General features: G+C 72.1%; 16 protein-coding genes. 9 read left to right on the top strand and 7 right to left on the bottom strand.

What is annotated here, in order from left to right; translation table 11 throughout:
* Positions 1-155: 155 nt before the first annotated feature.
* The 4 genes from OG302_RS25555 to OG302_RS25540 form a co-directional block, all read right to left on the bottom strand.
* The gene (locus OG302_RS25555; RefSeq protein WP_371528908.1) at positions 156-977 is read right to left on the bottom strand and encodes a TylF/MycF/NovP-related O-methyltransferase; all 822 of its coding nucleotides are present in this window, start codon (positions 975-977) and stop codon (positions 156-158) included.
* Positions 978-1,033: 56 nt separating this feature from the next.
* Complete coding sequence (locus OG302_RS25550) at positions 1,034-1,774, bottom strand: class I SAM-dependent methyltransferase (RefSeq protein ID WP_371528907.1); 741 nt, start codon at positions 1,772-1,774, stop codon at positions 1,034-1,036.
* Positions 1,775-1,845: 71 nt separating this feature from the next.
* Positions 1,846-3,018: an acyltransferase family protein gene (locus tag OG302_RS25545; RefSeq protein WP_371528906.1), complete on the bottom strand. Its 1,173-nt coding sequence runs from the start codon at positions 3,016-3,018 to the stop codon at positions 1,846-1,848.
* A complete protein-coding gene (locus OG302_RS25540; RefSeq protein ID WP_371528905.1) occupies positions 3,015-4,751 on the bottom strand; it encodes a hypothetical protein in 1,737 nt (578 codons plus the stop codon). The genes OG302_RS25545 and OG302_RS25540 overlap by 4 nt, the downstream gene beginning before the upstream one ends.
* A gap of 133 nt (positions 4,752-4,884) precedes the next feature.
* Between OG302_RS25540 and OG302_RS25535 the strand changes: the two genes are divergently transcribed.
* Both OG302_RS25535 and OG302_RS25530 read left to right on the top strand, forming a co-directional pair.
* A complete protein-coding gene (locus OG302_RS25535) occupies positions 4,885-5,853 on the top strand; it encodes a hypothetical protein (protein WP_371528904.1) in 969 nt (322 codons plus the stop codon).
* A gap of 24 nt (positions 5,854-5,877) precedes the next feature.
* Positions 5,878-8,727, top strand: coding sequence for a stealth conserved region 3 domain-containing protein (locus OG302_RS25530; protein WP_371528903.1), 2,850 nt, complete (start codon positions 5,878-5,880; stop codon positions 8,725-8,727).
* A 22-nt stretch (positions 8,728-8,749) separates the two neighbouring features.
* Here the strand turns inward: OG302_RS25530 and OG302_RS25525 are convergent, their stop codons facing one another.
* Entirely contained in the window at positions 8,750-9,178 is a 429-nt protein-coding gene (locus tag OG302_RS25525) for a hypothetical protein (RefSeq protein WP_371528902.1), read from the bottom strand.
* A gap of 119 nt (positions 9,179-9,297) precedes the next feature.
* On the bottom strand, positions 9,298-11,382 hold the full coding sequence (locus OG302_RS25520) for a CDP-glycerol glycerophosphotransferase family protein (protein WP_371528901.1): 2,085 nt from the start codon (positions 11,380-11,382) through the stop codon (positions 9,298-9,300).
* 163 nt (positions 11,383-11,545) lie between these two features.
* Between OG302_RS25520 and OG302_RS25515 the strand changes: the two genes are divergently transcribed.
* The 5 genes from OG302_RS25515 (at position 11,546) to OG302_RS25495 (ending at position 19,596) form a co-directional block, all read left to right on the top strand.
* A complete protein-coding gene (locus OG302_RS25515; protein ID WP_371528900.1) occupies positions 11,546-15,028 on the top strand; it encodes a CDP-glycerol glycerophosphotransferase family protein in 3,483 nt (1,160 codons plus the stop codon).
* Entirely contained in the window at positions 15,025-16,632 is a 1,608-nt protein-coding gene (locus tag OG302_RS25510) for a hypothetical protein (protein WP_371528899.1), read from the top strand. Before OG302_RS25515 ends, OG302_RS25510 begins: the two co-directional genes overlap by 4 nt.
* A 35-nt stretch (positions 16,633-16,667) precedes the next feature.
* Complete coding sequence (locus tag OG302_RS25505; protein ID WP_371528898.1) at positions 16,668-18,305, top strand: glycosyltransferase family 2 protein; 1,638 nt, start codon at positions 16,668-16,670, stop codon at positions 18,303-18,305.
* Positions 18,306-18,413: 108 nt separating this feature from the next.
* Positions 18,414-19,397 (top strand): UDP-glucose 4-epimerase GalE, encoded by a 984-nt coding sequence (gene galE / locus OG302_RS25500; RefSeq protein WP_371528897.1) that lies wholly within the window; start codon positions 18,414-18,416, stop codon positions 19,395-19,397.
* 31 nt (positions 19,398-19,428) lie between these two features.
* Positions 19,429-19,596, top strand: coding sequence for a hypothetical protein (locus OG302_RS25495; protein WP_371528896.1), 168 nt, complete (start codon positions 19,429-19,431; stop codon positions 19,594-19,596).
* Positions 19,597-19,638: 42 nt separating this feature from the next.
* Here OG302_RS25495 and OG302_RS25490 read toward each other — a convergent pair whose 3' ends face one another.
* On the bottom strand, positions 19,639-20,259 hold the full coding sequence (locus tag OG302_RS25490; RefSeq protein ID WP_371528895.1) for a TetR/AcrR family transcriptional regulator: 621 nt from the start codon (positions 20,257-20,259) through the stop codon (positions 19,639-19,641).
* A 142-nt stretch (positions 20,260-20,401) separates the two neighbouring features.
* Between OG302_RS25490 and OG302_RS25485 the strand changes: the two genes are divergently transcribed.
* Both OG302_RS25485 and OG302_RS25480 read left to right on the top strand, forming a co-directional pair.
* The gene (locus OG302_RS25485; protein WP_371528894.1) at positions 20,402-21,322 is read left to right on the top strand and encodes an ABC transporter permease; all 921 of its coding nucleotides are present in this window, start codon (positions 20,402-20,404) and stop codon (positions 21,320-21,322) included.
* 19 nt (positions 21,323-21,341) lie between these two features.
* Entirely contained in the window at positions 21,342-22,148 is an 807-nt protein-coding gene (locus tag OG302_RS25480) for an ABC transporter ATP-binding protein (protein WP_371750228.1), read from the top strand.
* Positions 22,149-22,159: the final 11 nt, after the last annotated feature.

Here is a 22,159-nt window from a genome sequence, read left to right as displayed (position 1 = left end):
GGTTAACAACGACCGCCCTTCCGGGTCACCCGCACAGAGCCATTCGGGTGATCACGCGGGCAGGCCCGGTACCCGGCGGCGCGGGGCCGCCGGGCACTGGGCCCGCTCACATGCCTGACGTATTCGGTTGGTCCGGGCCGGGGCGCGCCGCCGGGTCAGGGCTTCACGGCGATGCGGCCCTCGTCCATGCGCAGGAGCAGCAGCCGTTCGCCGGTCTTCTCCATGAACTCGTCGACCGCCTGGCGGGACCCCTGCCAGTAGCCGTAGTCGTCGATGAGCAGGACGCCGCCGCTGACCAACCGTGCGTACAGGTGCTCCAGTTCGTGCTTGGTGGAGGCGTACCAGTCGGTGTCCAGGCGCAGGACGGAGATCTGCTCGGGCGCCTCGCGCGGGACGGTCTCCTCGACCCTTCCCTGGACGTAGTGCACGCGCTCCTTGGGGTAGGGCACCTTCTCGAAGCCGGACCTGACGTCGTCGAGGGAGGCGACCGCCCAGATCGGGCGGTCCTTCCCCTGCGCGTTGAGCAGCTCCTCGGCGGACTTGCCGTCGAGGCGCAGGTCCTCCTCGGTGGGCGGGGTCATGCCCTCGTACGTGTCGAAGAGGTACAGGTCGCGCTCGGTGTCACCGGCGGCGAGCAGCGCCTTGGCGCACGCCTGCATCGAACCGCCGCGCCACACACCGCACTCGACGATGTCGCCGGGAATGTTGTGCCGGACGACGTGCCGGGTCGCCAGGATGAAGGCGTTCAGCCGTTCGGGAGAGGTCATCGTGTACGGCTTCACCGCACGGATGATCTCCTTCGCCTCGTCGTCGTAGTCGGCGGGGAGGTTCAGGGCCTTCGGCTTCGGCTTGGGCTTCGATGCCGGGGCGGGCTTCGGCACCGGGGCCGCCGCGCGCTGGGCCGGCACCGGGGTGCGCCTCAGCTGGTATCCGGTCAGTTGCTTCAATGCGCCATTCACAACGCGTCGCCATGCCATGGGAGCGGACAGTACGCGCAAAGTCACCCGTGATGCCACATTTCGTCAACATAGTTTCATCTGGCGTCACTTGCGGCCGAAACGGACTGCTCGTCCTCCTCGCGCGGTGCCACCACCTTCGGCCTGCCGCAGTCGGCGCGGCCGTCGACGGGCTTCGGCAGCGGGACGCCGTCGACCCCGCCGATCCTGTTCGCCCACCAGGTGGTCGTGGAGCGCACGAAGGCCATGGTGAGGGCCGGGTAGTTCTTGGGCCGCTGGAACACGCCGACGGAGTCACCCCAATAGGCGTGCTTGGCGTCGATGCTCCCGTACGCGTGGCGGATGCCCTTCATGGGCGGGAAGTCCGTGTAGGCCTCGCGGAGTTCGAGCCGGGTGTACGCGGCCAGGGCGCGGAACCCGTCGGGGTAGTAGCGCCAGCAGTCCTGCGCGTCGTGCACATGGCCGCGCGAGGGCGCCGTCACGAAGGCGATGCCCTGCGGCTTCAGGACGCGGGCGATCTCCAGCATCGTCGCCCAGAAGAAGGGGATGTGCTCGAAGGCCTGCCCGGAGATGACGAAGTCGGCGCTGCGGGACTTCACGGGGATGCGGTACGGCTTCGTCATCACCGCGTCGACGTTGCGGCCGTCGAGGACGTCGACGCCCACGTACTCGGTGTCACGCCCTTCGAGCAGGGTCTTGTGGGTGCGGGTCTGCCCGTCGGAGACCCGGGCCCCGAGGTCGATCACCCGGTGGCGCTTCCCCGCGGGCATGTACTGCTCCACACAGAGTTCCATCTGTTCGTACGCGGACTGGTGCACGTATCCTCCGAGATTGGTCGTATCCGGGCGCTGATCGCTTTCAACGCCCACTCGCCGAATGGGTCACGCCGTCACCTCACGTCCGCCGCCGCTCTTTTACGGCTCCATGCGCGCGGGGTCCGCCGGAGGCACCACTTCCTGGCCGGTTCCTCGACGAAGGTGAACATCGCCCAGGACAGCGCGAGCACGGTGACCCCGACGCCGAGGAGCGTGAACACCGCGAAGTTCTCCGGCTGCGGGCGGCCCCAGGTGTCGAGGATCTGCCGGTTGACGGTCTGGTGCAGCAGATAGAAGGCGTACGACCAGAGCCCGAGCAGCACCATCGGGCGCGAGCAGAGCCAGCCGCGGTGCCCGGCGAGCTCGCGCTGGACGTAGGCGGCGATGAAGAGGACTGCGAAGAGCGCCGCGACCGAGCGCAGGGCCCAGGTGAGCTGGCCTGCCGCGTACGGGCCGAACAGCTCCGCACGGTGGCTGTGCAGGACGGCGTACGCGACGAGGCAGGCGAAGAGCACCGGCGGGTCGAGGCGGATGCGGTGTCCGCGGCGCAGCGCCAGGGCGCAGGCCATGCCCACGCCGAACTCCGGCAGCCGGGTCAGCGGGTGCCGCATGACCCATTCGCTGGCGAAGGGCGAAAGGTGGGTGGCGGTCCACCAGTTGAGCAGCCACATCGCGATGAGCCCGCCGACCGCGAGCAGGGCCAGGGTGCGGGTGCGCAGGCGCAGGACGCCGCGGATCGCGAACGGGAAGAGCAGATAGAAGAAGACCTCGACGCTGAGGGTCCAGGCGACGCCGTTGCCGGGGAACATCGGGGTGACCCCGGGAAACCACGTCTGCACGAGGAACAGCGAGGAGACGAAGCTGAGGGCGTCCGTGGGGACGCCGCCCCAGAGGTAGAAGACCCAGATGCAGGGCACGGTCGCGACCAGGTGGGCGGGCCAGATGCGGCCGAACCTGCGCCAGTAGAAGAGGCGGGCACGGGCGCCGGGGCGGTGTCCCCAGGTCAGCAGGAACCCGGAGAGCACGAAGAAGAAGTCGACACCGGTCGCGCCCAGCCTGGAGTACGGGAAGAGCAGCGGCGCGTGGGCGACACCGCCGTACGCGCTGAGTCCGGTGAAGTGGTGCACGAACACCGCGAAGGCGGCGAGGAAGCGCATCCCGGTGAGGGAGTCGACCCGGGCCGCGGGGTCGGCGGAGGGGCCGGGTCCGGGGAGGGGCCGGGTCTGCCGCGGGAGAGCTGTCGTCATGCCGGGGCCCCCTCTCCCGCGCGCAGGGTCGGTCCGCAGCCGGCCGGGCGCATCTCGGCGGCCATGGCCTCCAGGGTGGGGCGCACACGCTCGCGGAGGGCGGTGATCCGGTCCGGGTCGCGCACCGCGTCCGCCCGGACGTAGTCGCCTCCGTTGCCCTCGGTGTAGAGCGGGACGTATCCCGCGGCGCCGAGGCGGGCCGCGGTCAAGCCCGACTTGGCGGTCCAGGCGGCGTGGACGTGGAGCAGTTCGGGGCGCACGCCGTTCAGGACGTGGTGGCGCAGGGCTGCCGTGTCGCGGGCCGCGTACGCGTCGGCCACGCGGCGGTCGGTCAGGCCTGCCAGGTCGAGGACGCGCAGTCGCGAGGTCAGCAGGGTGCCTCCCAGGTCGGGCAGGGCTACGGTGCCGTCGCGCAGGCCCAGATACCCGGCGTACGCGTTGAAGGTGTGGCCGTAGCGCTCGACCACGAAGCACATGGACAGGGTCGGGCGGTGGACGAACCTGTCGTTCCGCGCGGCCTGTCCGGTGACCGAGAGCAGCAGGGCGCCCGCGAGCGCGCAGCCGGTCAGGGCCCGCGCGCGCGGGCCTTCCGCGCGCCAGACGGCGCCCGCGGCCAGGGCGAACGCCGTCGCGGCGAGCACCCACACCGGGGTCGCGAAGCGGTACAGCGCCATCCAGTCGCGGCCGAGCACGCCGTACGCGACCAGGGTCAGGGCCAGCGGGACGAGCAGCGCGGCCAGGGCTCTGCGGGGCGGCCCCGGGCGGGCGAGCGCGATGCCGGCGCAGGCCGCGCCAATCAGGGCGAGCGCCCAGCCGCCGTACGTCAACAGCTCACCCGCGGTGGCCAGTTGGCCGAGGCGCGGGGGCTGCTGCGCCTTGGCGACCGCCGTGTTGGGCACCCAGAGGCCGAAGGTCGCGCGCCGCCACAGCAGGAACGCCGCGTACGGCAGCGCGAACGTGGCACTGCTCAGCGCCACCGCCCGCACGGCCCGCGCGAGGCCGTCCCGGCGCAGGTACAGCAGGACGGCCACCGGGTACGCCGCGGCGAGCACCGCGCCGTCCGGGCGGGTCAGCGCGGCGAGCAGGGCGACGGCTCCCGCGGTCGCGGCGACGACGGGCCGCAGCAGGGTGCCGCGCACGGCTCCCCGGACGAGCAGCGCCCCGGTCGCGGCGGCGGTCAGGGCGTACAGCGGGTTCTCCAGGCCGGAGAAGGACCACGCCACGTACGACAGGTTCGCGGCGAGGAGACCGCCGGCCAGCAGCGTGACCGCCCAGGACCGGCCCGGCAGCACGGCCCGCGCCGCCACGGCGACACAGGCGAGGACGCCCGCCGTGCAGAGCAGCGCCAGGGCCTTGGGGTAGAGCACCAGGTCGCTGACGCCGAGGAGCGCGCCGTGGTCGAAGAGGCCGAGCCTGCGGCCGATGACGAGCAGGGCGAGCCAGGAGGGGTTGGAGTAGCCCTCGACGGGGTCGGCGCCCGGCTGCTGGACGGGGCCGAGGCCCTCGTCGACGCTGCGGGCGTAGGCGAAGGTGATCGCCGCGTCGTCGACGATCCACTGGCCGAGCGCGCTCGCGCGCCAGGCGACGAGCAGGGTCGTGAGGGTCACGGCCGTCGGGTCGGCCCAGCGGCGGCAGAGGGCGAGGGCGGTCGGTCTGCGGGCCGAAGAGGGGGCTTCGGCCGGTGGTACGGAGGGTTCCTTGCGGCGCTGGAACTGCGCGAGGGGACTGATCATTAAGGGGCTAACCTACACAAACACCCTCAGGTCACTCTCCCGTCCGCCAGGCGGGTGACCCGTACGCGGCCACACGCTCCCCTGGGGCGAACTACGGGCAAAGTGGCCCAATGCACCACATTGGGTTCACCCCATGACCCCGGCTCTGCCGCCCGCGGCCCGGCGGCTCATCGCCACCGCACGGACCGCCCGCTTCCGCGCGGAACGCGCCGCCGCGGGCCGGGTGGGCGGGGGCCGGTTCGGCGGTGGGGCTCCGGCGCTCGTGGGGCCCGTGCATCTGTCGATCCGGGACAGCCGCACGCTCAACGTCGCCGTCGCCGCCCTCCCCGAGGAGCGGGTCGAGCGGGCCCAGCTGATCGTCTCGCGCGGTCACCGCCGGTTCCGGATCCCGCTCGCCTTCGAACAGCACGCCCACGGTGGCCTGCTGCTCGCCGGGACCGCCACCCTGCGCGATCCCGGCGAGGGTGTCTGGCGGCTCACGGTCGTCACCGCCGACAGCGGCGGACGCGTACGGCGGCGCGGCATCGGCATCGACGGGGACACCGACCTGCCGCCCACGCCCACCGTCCGGCACGCCCCCGACCCCCGCACCGGCACGCTCATCCGCGTCGTCCGGTGCCGCAGTGGGCGCGCCGTGCTGCAGGTGACCCGGTCCAGGCCGCGCGCCGAGCTGGTGCGGTTCGTACCCGGCGGTGACGGCATCGTCGTGCACGGGCGGCTCGTCAGGGCGGGATCGTCGCGGCGCTGGCGGGCCAAGGCGGTGCGGCGGCGGGACGGGGTGACCGTGCCGGTCGGGGCGGTGTGGGAGGGCGCCGAGTTCAGCTTCCGGCTGCCGCTGGGCGAGATGGCGGGGGCGAGCCCCGGGCAGTGGGTGTGGGACTTCCACGTCACCGGGGACACGGGCAACGCGGCGGACACGGACGGGCCTTCGCTGCCCCTCGGCCGCTGGCTCTCCGACGTACGCGACCCCTCGGCCGCCTACCCGACCCCCTTCCGCGTGTTCGCCCTCCCCGGCGGCTCCCTCGTCCGCGCCCACGCGCACTTCACCAAGTCCGGCGCCTTCGCGGTCACGTGCTGGGACATCACGGATCAGACCTCATGAACGAGACCTCGTGAAGGAGTCCTCATGAAGATCACGTACCTCCTCGGCTGGGGCGACGAGATGGGCGGCACCGAGCTGGCCACCTACACCCAGGCGCAGCACCTGGCGGACCGGCACGACGTCGAGGTCATCTCCGTCTTCCGCACCCGCCCCGAGCCGTTCTTCCCCGAGGCCCGCAGCCTCCCCGTGCGCTATCTCGTCGACCGCACGGCGTCCCCCGAGCGTCCGGTGCGCGGCACGCGCCTGGGCGAGGCCGCCTGCCGCACCCTGGCCTCGCTCCCCAGCGAACTGATCAAGCCCTCCTGGGAGTCCGCCTTCGACCGCCTCTCCGACATCGAGATGGCCGCCGCCCTGACCACCCTGGACACCGACGTCCTGGTCACCACGACGCCCGCCCTCATGGCCGCGGCCGTCGGGCTCGTCCCGGCCAGGGTCGTCACCGTGCACCAGGAGCACCGTCCCACCCAGCGCCGCGGCCCCTCCGGCGAACCCCTGCTCCTGCACGCGCCGCGCCTGGACGCCCTGGTCACGCTCACCGAACGCACCCGCGACTGGATCGCGGAGTCCCTCGGCGCCACCGCCCCCGAGCTCGCGGTCATCCCGAACGCCGTGCCGGACGGCTTCCGGCCGCGCGCCGACGGCGAGAGCAAGGTCATCGTCATGGCCGCGCGCCTCACCGGCGAGAAGCGCGTCGACCACGCCGTACGGGCCTTCGCCGAGGTCGCCGACGCCTACCCGGACTGGACGCTGCGCGTCTTCGGCGGCGGCCACCGCGAGCAGCACCTGCGCCGCCTGGTCGACGGCTTCGGTCTCCAGGACCGGGTCGAACTCCTCGGCCCCTGCCAGGACATGGCCGCCGAGTGGGCCAAGGCGGGGCTCACGCTGATGACCGCCGGGCACAACGAGGCGTTCCCGCTGGTGCTGCTCGAAGCACTCGCCGCGGGCGTGCCCGTGGTGGCGTACGACGTGCTCACCGGGCCCGCCGAGATCGTCAGGCACCGCGTCGACGGCCTGCTCGTGCCGCCCGGCGAGATCAGTGAACTGGCCGCCGCCATGAGCGAGTTGATGGGCGACCCGGAGACGCGGCGCGGCTATGCGCACGCGGCCCGCGAAGGCGTCTACGCCCGCTTCTCCTCCACGGACGTCACGGCCCGCTGGCAGGAGCTGTACTCCCGGCTCGTGGCCCGGCGCGACGCCCCCGAGCGGCTCGACGACCGTGCGGACCGGGTGGCGCTCGGCGTCGCGTCCGGCGGCAGCGGATTCCGCCCGACGACGCCGTACACCCTGGACGCCGCGCCCGGCGCCGAGGAGCGTGCCCGCGAGGACGAGATCCTCGCGGCCGACACCAGCGGACTGCTCATCCGCTCGGTGGGCCGGCTCGCCGAGCGCCGCGACGACATCCTCGCGCCCGGCATGACCGACTGGAACCTCGAAATCGCCGCCACCGCCCTTGAGTCGGAGGACATCCCGTACGTCCTCGTCCGCACGTCGGGCACCACGCACACGCTCGCCGTGGCCGACGACGAACGCGACGGGGCGCTCAAGGCCCTCGCCGGGTCCCTGCACGGCCAGCCCGTCTACGCCGAGCTGATCCACCCCCGGGACGCGGCCCCCGGCGTCGTGCTCGCCGAACGGCTCGACGGCATCGGCGAGGTCGCGGGCGTCAAGCTCTTCAAGCCGGTGACCACGACGACGCTCTCCCTGCGGCACGGCGTCCAGCAGGCCTGCACGGTGGCGTTCTGGCCTCGGCTCGCGGCCGAGGGGGCGGAGGGGGCGGAGGGGGCCGGCGGCACAGACACCCGCCGGGCGCCCTTCGGCACCACCCTGGCCGGGTCCGAGCTGCCCTCGCTCGCGCCCACCGCCACGCTCCGCGTCGCCGACCGCACGTACCCCACGCTCGACGTGTTCTCCCAAGTCCTCATCGGGGACGTGGACTTCCCCATCGACGCGGTCTACACCTGGGTCGACGACTCCGACCCCGAGTGGCGCGCCCTCCGCGAGGCGGCCCTCGGCGGCCCCGACGACGGATCGTCGCCGGACCACGGCGCCGTCCGCTTCCGCAACCGCGACGAGCTGCGCTACTCGCTGCGCTCCCTGGCGATGTACGCGCCGTGGATCCGGCACATCTACCTCGTCACCGCGGGCCAGCGGCCGTCCTGGCTGAACGAGGAACACCCCGGCATCACGGTGATCGACCACCGCGACCTCTTCGCAGACCCCGATGCGGCGCTCCCCACCTTCAACTCCCACTCCATCGAGAGCCAGCTGCACCGCATCGAGGGCCTGTCGGAGCACTTCCTCTACCTGAACGACGACATGTTCCTGGGCCGCCCCACCACCCCGGAGACGTTCTTCCTCAGCTCGGGCACCGCCCGCTTCTTCTGGTCATCGGCGTCCGTGCCCGCGCTGCCCGTGTCGGAGGACGACGAGGGCTATCTCGCCGCCGCGAAGAACAACCGGGAGCTGCTGCGCCGCGACTTCGGCAGGACGACGACACACAGCTTCTTCCACGCGCCCTACGCCCTGCACCGCAGCGTCCTCGCGGAGCTCACCGAGCGGTACCCCGAGGAGCTCGAAGCCACCGCGCGCAGCCGCTTCCGCTCGAACAGCGACCTCGCCCTGGTGTCGTCCCTGCACCACCACTACGCGTACCTCACCGGCCGCGCCGTGCCCGCGGGCATCGCGTACGACTTCGTGGACATCGGCAGCCGGGCCGACCACGCGCGCCTGGGCCAGCTGCTCCAGGGCCGCAACAAGACGGCCTTCTGCATCGGCGAGTCCCCGGACAGCGAGCTGACCGACGAGGAGATGGCCCTCGCCATCCGGGCGTTCCTGACGGCGTACTTCCCCGTGCGGTCGCCGTACGAGGCGTGAGGCGGCCCGGCAGCCGGTGCCGTCAGCCGTGGATCTTCATCGGTGACGACGTCACGGTGCCGTTCGCACCGTGGAGGGACAGCCGCATGTTGATCGGCATGCCCTCGGGCACGTTCCTGGTCATGCACTTGACGTAGCCCGCGCCGTGGCCCTTGGTGCTCACGCGGTGGCCTTCGCTGGTGGTCGCGACGACGTACACCCCGTCGCGGTAGTGGTCCTTGACGCACAGCGTGTCGCCCTTGCTGCCGTCCGACATGGCGTCGATCTGCCATGTCACCGAGCCGCGCATCCGGCTGTCCTGCCACGCGTCGATCCCGGCGACGTTGGTGGCGCGCCCGTAGTCGAAGTCCACCCCGGCCGCGGCGGCGGGCGTGGCCGAAAGGCCCAGCAGGCCCGCGGCACCGACGGCCGTGGCCGCGGCCAGAGTGGTGACGGTCTTCTTCATTCGCATCAGGAGTACACCCCGTATGGCTTGGAACATGTGACACTTCGCGCGGCCGACGATGTCGCCGACCACTTGATCATCTTCACGTGCCCTGCCAACAGTTCCCCAACACCGGGGGTGCCGTTCTACGAGGTCAGGAACAGCCGCCGCACCACCCGCTCGGCAGCGCCCCCGTCGTCGTACGGGCAGAACCGCTCACGGAAAGCGGCCCGCAAGGCCGCCGCCTCCGCCGAGTTCCACCCCCCGCCCCGGAACAGCTCCGCCAGCTCCTCCTCGCTCGTCGCCACCGCGCCCGGCGTCTCGCCCGCGCGGCCGGACAGCAGGTCGAAGTACGTGCCACGGGCCAGCCGGTAGGCCTGCCAGTCGGGGGCATACGTCACGATCGGGCGGTCCAGGCAGGCGTAGTCGAACATCAGCGACGAGTAGTCCGTGACAAGGGCGTCGGCGGCCAGGCAGAGGTCCTCCACGCGCGGGTGCCCGGTGACGTCGACGAGCTGCGGGTGGCGGCCCAGGCCCGCGTCGGCGCCGTAGAAGTAGTGGGCGCGCACGAGCACGACGTACGAGGAGCCGAGTGAGCGCACGAAGCGCTCCAGGTCGATGCGGGGCAGGAAGCCCTTCTGGTAGTCGCGGTGGGTGGGCGCGTAGAGCAGCACCGTCCGGCCGTCGGCGATCCCCAACTCCTCGCGGATGCGGACGACTTCGCCCTTGCCCGCCGTGAAGTAGACGTCGTTGCGCGGGTAGCCCGCCTCCAGGGCCTGGTAGGCCGTCGAGGGGTAGACGCGCTCCCAGACCTCCGTGGAGTGCGGGTTCGCGGAGAGGCTGAAGTCCCACTGGTCGGTGTGGTCGAGGACCTTCTGGAAGCTGATGCCGTGCGTGCCCGCGGGGTAGCGGCGCTGGTCGAGGCCCATCTTCTTGAGCGGTGTGCCGTGGTGGGTCTGGAGGTAGACCTGGCCGGGGCGCTTGGTGAACCCGCCGGGGAAGCTGGAGTTGTTGATCAGGTACGTCGCCCTGGCCATCGTCTGCCAGTAGCGCCGCGAGCCCTCGATGACGTACTCGACCCCGGCGGGCACCCGGTGCTTGTTCCGCGAGGAGACCACCCACACGCCCCTGATGTGCGGGGCGAGTTCGCGGGCCTTGGCGTGGATGGCGGCGGGGTTGCAGGAGATCCCGCGGTTCCAGTAGGCGCCGTAGACCGCGAGGTGGGGGTCGAGGGGGCGGCGCAGGTCGGCGCGGTAGGCGAGGCGCATCGCGCGGGCGCGCAGCTTCTTCTTCTGTTCCTTGAGCTTGCGGGTGACGCCGTTCCTGCGGGAGCGGCTCTTGCGGTGCGCTTCATAAGCGGCGTACGAGGCGGTGGCGAGGGCCCGCTCCCCCGGGGTGGCCGCCGCGTCCGCCGGTCCGTAGGTCCGGTAGAGGCGGGCCGCCCCGCGGAAGAAGTCCCGGCGGTCGCCCGCCGTGACGCGCCCCGAGTCGTCGAGGACGGCGAGCAGATGGGCGGCCGCGTGCGGGACGAGGCGGGCGCGGTCGGCGGGGTCGGCGGCGGCGAGCAGCTCCTCGTACCGCCCGATGAGCGCGAAGTGCTCGCGGCCGGGGGTGGTGGCGAAGCTGCCGCCGCGCCGCTCGCGCCAGCGGACGCAGGCCTTGTCGAGGACGGCGGTGCGCGCGTCGGCGGCGAGGGCCGCGCGCCGCACGGGCACCACGTCCTCGTACGGTCCGTCGCTGAACGCCAGTCGGCGCTCGTGCCAGAAGTCGCGCCTGAAGACGCGGTTCCAGGCGGCGACGGTGACGCCCAGGGGGTCCCCGGTCAGGTCGTCGCCGCCCGTGCGGACGTTCTCCCACCAGTCGACGCGGTCGTGGCCGTAGAGCAGGACGTCCGGCTCCTCCGCCTCGTCCAGGGCTTCGGCGATCGCCTCCAGGGCGCCCGGCAGGAGCAGGTCGTCGCCGTCGAGGAAGAGGAGGTAGGTGCCGGTGGCGTGGTCGGCGCCGATGTTGCGGGCGGGCCCGGGGCCCGCGTGCGCCGGGCTGCGGACGAGTTGCACGCGCGGGTCGCGCTCCGCACACTCCGCGGCGATCGCGGCGGACGCGTCCGGCGACGCGTCGTCCACGACGATCAGCTCCAGATCGCCGGGGTTCTGGTCGAGCACGGAGTCCAGGCATTCCCTCAGGTAGCCCTGGACGCGATGGGCGGGGACGACAACCGAGAAGCGCGACATGGACACCGACGGTAGCCAGCTGGACACGCCCTGTCGAAGACCGCGCATCACTCATTGGGATGAAGCAAGGCAAAGAAATTGACCGGAACGGGCAAAAGGGATTAATACGCCCGTACTCCCATGATTACTCCCATGACTGGGAGCGTACGAAAGGCCGGTCTTCGTGCAGCCCCGTCTCAGCGTCGTCGTGCCCATCTACAACGTCGAAGAGTTTCTGGAGGAGTGCCTGGAGTCGATCGCCGGGCAGACCATGGCCGACCTGGAGGCCGTGCTCGTCGACGACGGCTCGACGGACGGCAGCCCGCGCATCGCACGTGAGTTCGCGGCGAAGGATCCACGGTTCGTCTATGTGCGCCAGCCGAACGCGGGCCTGAGCGCCGCCCGCAACACCGGGGTGCGGCACGCGACCCCGACCGCCGAATACCTGACGTTCGTCGACAGCGACGACGTCGTGCCGCACGACGCGTACGCCCGGATGACCGAGAGCCTGGACTCGACCGGGTCCGATTTCGCCAGCGGCAACGTCTGGCGCCTGAACGAGCGCGGACGCCGGCAGGCCTGGCAGTACAAATGGCTCACCGAACCGCGCTCGCGCACGCACATCAGCCGTGACCTGGAGCTCCTCGCCGACCGCGTCGCCTGGAACAAGGTCTTCCGCCGCGCCTTCTGGGACCGGCACGGCTTCACCTTCCCCGAGGGCAAGCTCTACGAGGACACGCCCGTCATGATCCCCGCGCACTTCCTCGCGGGCTCCGTGGACGTGCTCAGCGACCACGTCTACTACTGGCGGGTGCGCGAGGGCTCGATCACCCGGCGGCGCACGGACGTCAAGGGCGTACGCGACCGGATCGCGGCGTGCGCGCACGTCAGCGCGTTCCTCGCCGAGCACGACCCCGAGATGCGCAAGACGTACGACACCTCCTGCCTGCGCGACGACTTCGTGTACTTCCTGGAGGGCCTGCCGATGGGCGGGCCCGAGTACCGCGCCGCCTTCGTGAAGGGTGCCGCCGCGTTCCTGCGCCGCGCGGATCCCGAGGTGATCGCCGGGCTCCCGGTGTCCCTGCGCGTGAAATGGCATCTCGTGCGCGAGGGGCGCACCGCCGACCTGATCGACCTGCTCACCTTCGAACAGCGCAACAACAAGAGCGTCTTCCAGGTGCGCGGGGTGGTCCGGCGCAGCGCCGCGTATCCGAGGAGCTCGGGCAGCCACATCCGGGTGCCGCAGGAGCTCGCCCGGCTCCGGCGCGGCGAACTGCCGGTCATCGCCCGTGTCCGGGAGGCGAGTTGGAGCGCCGACGGGCTGCTGCGGATCAGCGGCTACGCGTACGTCCGCAACCTGGAGGCGACGCGCCCCGGGCACTCCCTCAAGACCGCCGTCCTCAAGTCGGCCCACAGCAGGGCCCAGTTCAGGAAGATCGCCACCCGCACGGTGGCCGCCCCGCAGGCCACCGAGAACTCCCGGCAGCAGCTGCACTGCTACGACCTCTCCGGGTTCGAGCTGACCGTCGACCCCGAGCAGCTCAAGACGGGCGGCCGGTGGCGTCCCGGCAACTGGCTGCTCGGCGTGGTCGTCGCGGGCCACGGCTCGGTGCGACGGGCCGCGGTGCGCCCCCTGGACGGATCGGCCGCGCAGTCCGTCGTACGCGAACTGGGCGACGGGCTCCGCCTGGTCCTCGGCTTCAGCAAGGGCCGCCTCGTGCTGAAGATCCAGGAATACGTGGCGCGGGTCGACGCCCATCACCGGGACGGCGGCGAGATGGTCCTGAGCGGCCATCTGCCGAGCCACCTGCGCCCGACGGCCCTGCGCCTGACGCACAAGCACTCGTCGGCGGAGTTCGACTACCCCGTCGCCCTGCCCGGCGACGACCGCTTCGACGTACGCGTGCGCCTCGCGGACCTGGAGGACGTCGCGCCGACCCCGCACCTGGCCCCCAAGGAGGTCGAGCCCCCGCACGGCGACCGCTGGCAGGCCAACCTGGTCCTGCCCGACGGCAGGCTCAAGTCCCTGGCGGCGGCCCTCGACCTGCCCCCGGGCCGCTACGCCTCCCGCGCGGAGGGACGCGAGCTGTGCGCCTCGGCGAACGACCAGGGCCAGCTCGTCATCGAGCTCACCCGGCAGCCGATCGCCGACCGGGTGGCGTGGAGCACGGACGGCACGCTGACCGTCGAGGGCACGGTGTCCGACGCGAGCTGGGACGCGGCGGAACTGGTGCTCCGGCACAGCGGCAGGGACGAGGAAGTGACGGTGCCGGTGGAACGTTCCGCCGGGCGCTTCCGAGGAGTGGTGACGCCCGGCGGCGGAACCCTCCGGGAGGGACGCTGGTACGCGTTCCTGCGGGAGGCGGGGGGCGGCAGCACCGCCCACGGCGCTTCGCAGGACGGCATGCCCGTAAGGCTGCTCACCTCCGTCTCCGCCGGGCTTCCGCTCCATCAGACCGTGGACGGGCGGGAGTTCACCGTCGACCGGCGGTTCGGCGACCGGCTGCTGCTCGAAGCCGGATCCGTCCTCACGCGCGGCGAGCGGGGCGCCTACCGGCAGCACCGGCTGCGCACCGCGCACTATCCGCACCGGCGCACCCAGCCCCTGCGGGACGCGGTGCTCTACTTCGACGGGGACTCCCCGCGCGCGGTCCACGAGGAGCTGATGCGGCGCGGCGCCGAGGTCGAGCACCTGTGGGTGACGCGGGACCAGCAGACACGGGTGCCCGTCGGGGCGAAGGGCGTGGAGGAGCACAGCACGGCCTGGTACGAGGCGCTCGCCCGCTGCCGGCGCATCGTCACCGCGGGCCATCTGCCCGACTTCTTCGAGCGGCGGGACGGCCAGACCGTCGTACAGACCTGGAACGGGGCGCCGCTCAAGCGCATCGGCACCGACCTCACCGACACGCTCTACGCCGACCACGGCCACCTCGACGTCCTGCCCAGGCTCTCGCGCCAGTGGGACGTGCTGGTGTCTCCGAACCGCTTCTCGACCCCGCATCTGGGGCGCGCGCTCGCCTACGAGGGCGAGGTCATGGAGGCGGGCTCGCCCCGCAACGACGTCTTCTTCTCCGACGACCGCGACAAGGTCGCCGAACGCGTGCGCCGCGAGCTGGGCATCACCCCGGACAAGCGGATCGTCCTGTATGCGCCGACCTACCGCGACCACCTCGCCTACTCCCCCGGCCGCTTCCGTTACGAACCCGCGCTCGACTTCGCCGCGGCACAGGACGTGCTCGGCGACGACCACGTCCTGCTCGTCCGCAAGCACCCGCTGACGGCGGGCCGCCTGCCCGGCGCGCACGCACCCTTCGTGCGCGACGTGTCCTCGCACCCCCGCACGGCCGAACTCCTGCTGGTCTCGGACGTGCTGGTGACGGACTACTCGTCCCTGATGTTCGACTTCGCGCACACCGGGCGCCCGATGCTCTTCCACGCCTACGACCTGGAGCACTACCGCGACACGGTCCGCGGCTTCTACCTCGACTTCGAGACCAGCGCCCCGGGGCCGCTGCTCGCCTCCACCGGCGAGGTCGTCGAGGCGCTGCGCGACCTGGACTCCCTCACGGCCCGGCACGCGGAGGCGTACGCGGCGTTCCGCGAGGCCTACTGCGACCTGGACGACGGCCGGGCATCGGCCCGGGTCGCGGAGAGGCTCATGCGATGACGATGGCCACACGGGGCGCCGCCCTCGTCAGCCGCCGCCAGGTCCACGGCTCGACGGCGCTGCACCGGCGCAGGCGGTGGCGGCCGAGCCCGTACGTCGTGTTCGGCGGTCTTTTCTGGATCGTCATGTCGCTCGCCTTCTGGCGGGTGCCGATGTGCTGCGACTTCGGGCAGCACGCGGCGGTGATCGAGCGGCTGAAGTCCGACCTGCTGCACCCGCGCCACCCGATGGCGGACCTGCCGGGCGCGGGCAGCCCGTACTACTCGCCGTACGCGGTGGCGCAGGGCGTCTTCGCGCGCGTGACGGGGCTCGCGGGCTGGGAGGTCGTGAAGCTGGCGGGGCCGCTGAACCTGCTGGTGCTGCTCACGGGGCTCGGCCGGTTCGTGAAGGTACTGACACCTCGTCAATGGGCGCCCGTACTCGCCCTGTTCGCGATGGTGGTGCTCTGGGGCACCCGGATGGCGTGGTGGAGCGGCTATCTCGGGCTGATGTCGATGACGGGGAACCTCGCCTATCCGTCGACGTTCGCGATCGGCCTGGCGTTCTGGGCGTGGAGCCTGGCGGGTCACCTCGCGGCATCGCCCCGGAGCGGCTGGGCGCACGTGGGTCTCGGTGCGCTGTGCGGGGTGATCCTGCTCGTCCACCCGATCTCGTCGGTGGCGGCGGTGATCGGGGTGGTGGCGTTCGCTGCCTCGTCCCGGCGCCCCTTCGCGGGGCTGTGGAAGTGGGCGGCGACCGCCGTGACGGCGGCGGCGGTCGCGGCGAGCTGGCCCTACTACTCCGTCTTCTCGCTCGTCGGCGACGAGAGCGTCGACTGGATCCACCGGCAGCTCTACACCGAGATGCCGCAGCGGTTCTGGCTCGCGCTGATCGGCCTGCCCGCGCTCGCCCTGAGGTTCCGCAAGAACCGGCGCGACCCGCTGGTCCTGATGTTCGCCCTGGACTGCGCGGTCGTGGCGTACGGCTGGCTGAGCGGCCACTACACCTACGGCCGCATCCTGGGCCTGACGCTGGTCCCGCTCCAGTTCGCCCTCGCGATCGAGCTGGCCGCGCCCCGTCCCTGGCGCCGGTGGCGGATGGCCCTGGGCGGCGTCGCGGCCACCGGGGCGGCCATCGGCTTCTTCACGCTCCAGGCGGGCGCGGTCGTGCCGCGCGCGCTGGACCCGGTGGGCTTCGACCAGCCGCCGCGCTGGCCGGGCTACGGCTGGGCGGTGAGTCAGATGCGCAAGGGCGATGTCGTCCTGACCAACGGCTACTACCCCACGCGCTCCGTCCCGGCGTACGGCGTCAATCTCGTCGCCCCCGCCTGGCCGGACGCCTCGCTCGCCGAGGACACCCGCAACCACCGCCTCCAGGAGGTGCGCGACTACCTCTCCCCCGAATCGACCCGCGCGGAGCGCAAGCGGATCGTCCGCCGCTACGACGTGCGCTGGCTGCTGCTCTCGCCCGACCAGAAGGTGCCCGCCGAGGCGGTCGTGGTGGCGTGGGGGCCGCGGACGGGCGAGGTGCTCGCGCGGGTGAGCGGCGGGCATACGAGCCGGAGCAGCGGGCACACGAGTCCGGGCGACGGAGATCACAACACGAACCGGTCGAAGACCCCCTAATCGGATAATTACCAGCAACCTCTAAAATTTCCCCCGTGGATCCCTCTCTGTCTCTCTCGCCCCCGTCGCCCCAGGTCTGCGTCGTCGTGATCGGCTACAACGACTCCGCGCACGTCACGGACGCGGTGCGCTCGGCGCTCGCCCAGGGACCGGCCGTCCGCGAGGTGATCGCCGTCGACGACTGCTCGACGGACGGCAGCGGCGAGCTGCTCGCGGCGCTCGCCCAGGAGGACCCGCGCGTCAAACCCATCCGCCGCGCCACCAACAGCGGCGGCTGCGGCACTCCCCGCAACGACGGGATCGAGGCCACGACGTCCGCGTACGTGATGTTCCTCGACAGCGACGACATCCTGCCGCCGGGCGCGGTGGACGCCCTGCTCAAGGCCGCCGCGCGGCACGACGCCGAGGTGGTCACCGGCCGCTGCGTGCGCCGCGAACTGCCCTCCGGACGCGAGACGGCCTGGCAGCCCATGCTCTACACGAAGCCCCGCCTCATCGCCCGCCCCGAGCTGCGCACCCGCCTGGTCCACGACACCCTCTGCGTCAACAAGCTCTACCGCACCGACTTCCTGCGCCGGCACGGCCTGCGCTTCCCCGAGGGCGCCTTCACGTACGAGGACTTCGTCTTCACGGCCCGCGTCCTGGCGGCCGGCCCGCGCATCGCGCTGATCACGGACCCCGTCTACGTGTGGAACGTGCGCCGCACGGCGGCCAAGCTGTCGATCTCCCTGGACCGCTCGGGCATCGCCAACTGGCAGGCCCGCCTTGAGGCCCACCGCCAGTCGGTCGACATCCTCCGGGAGGCGAGGAGCGCGTCGGGCGACGCGGGCAAGCGGCTCGCACGGGCCGCGCGGGCCAAGTTCATCGACCACAGCCTGCGGATGTACACACGCGAGCTCACCACCAGGAGCCCGGAGTACCGGCAGGAGTGGTGGACGGCCACGCGCGCGTACCTCGCGGCCTTCGACACGGCCGACCTGGACGCGGCGCCCGCGCCGGGCCGGATCATCGCCCGCGTGATCCTCGCGTCCCCCGAGCCGCGCGACCTGACCCGCCTCCAGGAGGTGGCGGCCCGCCCCGCCCGCCTCTCACCCCCGTACGCGCTCGCGGCGGACGGCACCACTCCCGTCTGGTCCGAGGACCTCCCCCAGGTGACCCTGGAACACCTCCTCGTCCGCCCCATCCGCCTCCTCCCGCTGGCGGTGGACGCGGAGCTGCGACCGCGCGCGGGCGGCAGCCGCCTCACGCTGCGGCTGCACGAGCTGTACGGGCGGGTGGCGGACGCGGGTCCGACGACGGTCGACGTGGAGCTCGTGCCCAGGAGCGGCGAGGGCCCGGTGCTGCGCCGCACGGCGGCGTTCGGCCCCGCTGACGGCGCGACCTGGCTGACCGAGGTCGTCCTCGACCTGGGCTCGCTCGGCGGCGGCGTATGGGATCTGCGGCTGCGCCTGCACTTCGGTGACGGGACGGCGCGCGAGACGACGGCGCGGGCGGTGGCGGGCCCGGGTCTGCTGCGGCGCACGGCGCTGCCGTCGCGCCGGGGGCTGCTGCTGGCCCAGCCGTACAAGACGCAGGCGGGGAACCTGGCGGTGCGGCTCGCGCCGGGGCTGCGGGGTGTGTTCGGGGTGGTGCGCAGGCGCCTGGCGCGGTGGGTGGGCGGCGGCGGGCACTGACGCGGGCCGTACGCGGAGCTCTGCGACACTGCACGTCCGAACTGCACGTCCGGACGCCGACCGGCGTCACCGCGGGGAAGAACGAAGAACAGGGAAGGCACACTGACGATGACCTGGCTGATCACCGGCGGCGCCGGATACATCGGGGCACACGTGGTCCGCGCCATGACGGAGGCGGGCGAGCGGACGGTGGTCTACGACGACCTGTCCACGGGCCTCGCCGAGCGCGTCCCCCAGGGCGTACCGCTGGTGACCGGGTCGACGCTGGACGCGGAGCTGCTGTCCCGCACGCTGACGGAACACGCCGTCACCGGTGTCGTGCACCTGGCGGGCAAGAAGCAGGTGGGCGAGTCGGTGGAGCTGCCGCTGCACTACTACCACGAGAACGTGGAGGGGCTGCGGGTCCTGCTGTCGGCGGTGACGGAAGCCGGTGTCGCGTCCTTCGTCTTCTCCTCGTCGGCGGCCGTGTACGGCATGCCCGACGTGGACCTGGTGACGGAGGAGACCCCCTGCCTCCCGATGAGCCCGTACGGCGAGACGAAGCTGGCGGGCGAGTGGCTGGTCCGCGCGACGGGCCGCGCGCACGGCCTGTCGACGGCGTCGCTGCGGTACTTCAACGTGGCGGGCGCCGCGAGCCCCGCGCTGGCCGACACGGGCGTCTTCAACCTGGTCCCGATGGTCTTCGAGAAGCTCACGGCCGACGAGGCGCCGCGCGTCTTCGGCGCGGACTACCCGACGCCGGACGGCACGTGCGTACGCGACTACATCCACGTGGTGGACATCGCGGAGGCCCATGTGGCGACGGCCCGCAGGCTGGCCGCCGCGCCCGGCGGCACCGACCTGACCCTCAACATCGGCCGCGGCGAGGGCGTCTCGGTCCTGGAGATGGCCACCCTGATCAACGAGGTCACGGGGTACGACCTCCCGCCCACCGTGGCACCCCGGCGCCCCGGCGACCCGGCCCGGGTGGTGGCATCGGCGGACCGCATCGCCACGGAGCTCGGCTGGTCGGCCAAGCGGGACGTGCGCGAGATGGTGGCATCGGCGTGGGCGGGGTGGGTGCGGCTGCATCCGGGGGCGGGCCGGAAGTAGGCAGCAGGAACCGGTCCCGCACACTTGCCCTATGAAGATCTTTCTCTGGCTCGGTCTCGCCGTCGCTCTCCTCGTCAACGTCTCGTCCAGCTTCGTCATCGAGGACGACACACGGCAGGCCCTCGTCAGCGTGGGCACCGGTGTCATCGCCCTCGCCTGTGGCGCGACGCTGTTCGTCAAGCGCGAGAAGCGGTCCTGACCCGCCCCCCGTCCCCAGGTCCCCGCAGCCCCGCAGCCGCCCTCACAACGCCCGCAGCGCCGCCGCCGTAGCCGTGGCGAGGCTGCCCAGGTAGCCCTTGGGCAGCTTCGCCCGCACCACCACGGAACGCCAGTAGAGCGGCCCCGACACCAGGTCGAGGGCGAGGTCCTCGTCGACCCCCTCCCGTACCTCCCCCCGCGCCACGGCGGCCCGCACGATGCCGTTCGCCACCCCGTGCTGCCCCTCCCTCAGGGCCTTCTGCATGGCTTCCGCGATCTCCGGGTTGCGGGCCGCCTCCGCCTGCAGGTCCGGGATCACCTGCGAGGCCACGGGATGCCGCAGGGCGCGCGACGTCACCTCGTACAGCAGGCGCAGATCGCCCTCCAGGGAGCCGCTGTCCGGCATCGGGAGGCCCTGCACCGCTATCGCCGACACCAGGTCGAGCACGAGGTGCAGCTTGGAGCGCCAGCGCCGGTAGACGGCGGTCTTGCCGACCCCCGCGCGGCGCGCGATGCCCTCGATGGACATGCGCGCGTACCCGACCGCCGCCAGCTCCTCGAAGACGGCGGACCTGATGGCCTCGGTCACGTCCTCGCGGAGCACCGCGGCCCCCGCGGGCACCCTGCGGCGCGGCTGTTCATCTCCTGGCCTGCTCGTCGTCATGCGGACAGCATAGAACGTGACGACGATACGGTTGCGTTCCGACGTCGCATGGACCTACTCTCGACGTTGCGACGATACGGACCCGTCCCGACGTAAGTCCGGAGCGATCGCACCCCATGGCTCCCGAGTGAAAGCAGCGGACGTGAGTCAGGTCCTCGACGCTCCATCCCGCCCCGCCGCCACCGCGGTCACCGCACCCGACGCCGCCGAGCTCGCCGCCCGGCACGGCCTGACCGTCAGCGGCGCCCGCCCCACGCTCTCCGGGTACGTCCGGCAGCTGTGGCAGCGCAGGCACTTCATCACCGCCTTCGCGACCGCCAAGCTCACGGCCCAGTACAGCCAGGCGAAGCTCGGCCAGGTCTGGCAGGTGATGACGCCGCTCCTGAACGCGGCGGTCTACTACTTCATCTTCGGCGTGCTGATGAACACCAAGCACGCCGTCCCCGACTACGTCCCGTTCCTGGTCACCGGCGTCTTCATCTTCACGTTCACGCAGAGCTCGGTGATGGCCGGCACCCGCGCCATCGCGGGCAACCTCGGCCTGGTGCGCGCCCTGCACTTCCCGCGGGCCGCGCTGCCGATCTCGTTCAGCCTCCAGCAGCTCCAGCAGCTCCTGTTCTCCATGGGCGCGCTGGTCGTGATCCTGCTCTGCTTCGGTGTCCCGCCGACGCTGTCGTGGTTCCTGGTGCTCCCGGTCCTGGTCCTGCAGTTCACGTTCAACACGGGCCTGGCCCTGGTGATGGCGCGCCTGGGCAGCAAGACGCCCGACATCGCCCAGCTGATGCCGTTCGTGCTGCGGACGTGGATGTACGTGTCCGGGGTGATGTGGAGCATCGACGCCGTCCTCAAGGACCAGCACCTGCCGCACGTGGTCAAGCTCCTCCTTGAGTGCAACCCCGCCGCCGTCTACATCGACCTGATGCGCTTCGCGCTCATCGACAGCTTCCAGGCGGGCCAGCTCCCCCACCACGTCTGGGCGTGGGCCGTCGGCTGGGCGCTGCTCGCCGGGGCCGGCGGATTCATCTACTTCTGGAAGGCAGAGGAGACGTACGGCCGTGGCTGAGACGACACTGATCCCCGCAATGACCCCCGCGGCGACCCCCGCCGTGCCGCCCGCCCCCACCGTCATCGTCGACCAGGTCGACATCGTCTACCGGGTGCACGGCGCCGGGTCCCCCTCGGGCCGCGGCAGCGCGACCGCGGCCCTCGGCCGCATCCTCAGGCGCGGCAAGGGCGGCGAGGAGGCCGGCGTACGAAAGGTGCACGCCGTCAGGAAGGTCTCCTTCACCGCCCACAAGGGCGAGGCCATCGGCCTGATCGGCACGAACGGCTCGGGCAAGTCGACCCTCCTGAAGGCGATCGCGGGGCTCCTGCCCGTCGAGAACGGCCGCATCTTCACCGACGGCCAGCCCTCGCTCCTCGGCGTGAACGCGGCCCTGATGAACGACCTCACCGGCGAGCGCAACGTCCGGCTCGGCGGCCTGGCGATGGGCATGACCCGCGAGCAGGTCCAGGAGCGCTACCAGGACATCGTCGACTTCTCCGGCATCAACGAGAAGGGAGACTTCATCACGCTCCCGATGCGTACGTACTCGTCCGGCATGGCAGCACGTCTCCGCTTCTCCATCGGCTCCGCCAAGGACCACGACGTCCTGCTCATCGACGAGGCCCTGGCGACCGGCGACCGCTCCTTCCAGAAGCGCTCGGAGGCCCGTATCCGCGAGCTGCGCAAGCGCGCGGGCACGGTCTTCCTGGTCAGCCACAACAACAAGTCGATCCGCGACACCTGCGAGCGCGTGCTCTGGCTTGAGCACGGCGAGCTGCGCATGGACGGCCCGACGGCGGACGTGCTCAAGGAGTACGAGCAGTTCACCGGCGGCAAGAAGTAGCCGCCGGGCCC

This window comes from Streptomyces sp. NBC_01283 (assembly GCF_041435335.1).
GTDB lineage: Bacteria > Actinomycetota > Actinomycetes > Streptomycetales > Streptomycetaceae > Streptomyces.
The sequence above is the reverse complement of the archived record's forward strand: the minus strand, read 5'-3'. Positions and strand labels throughout refer to the sequence as shown.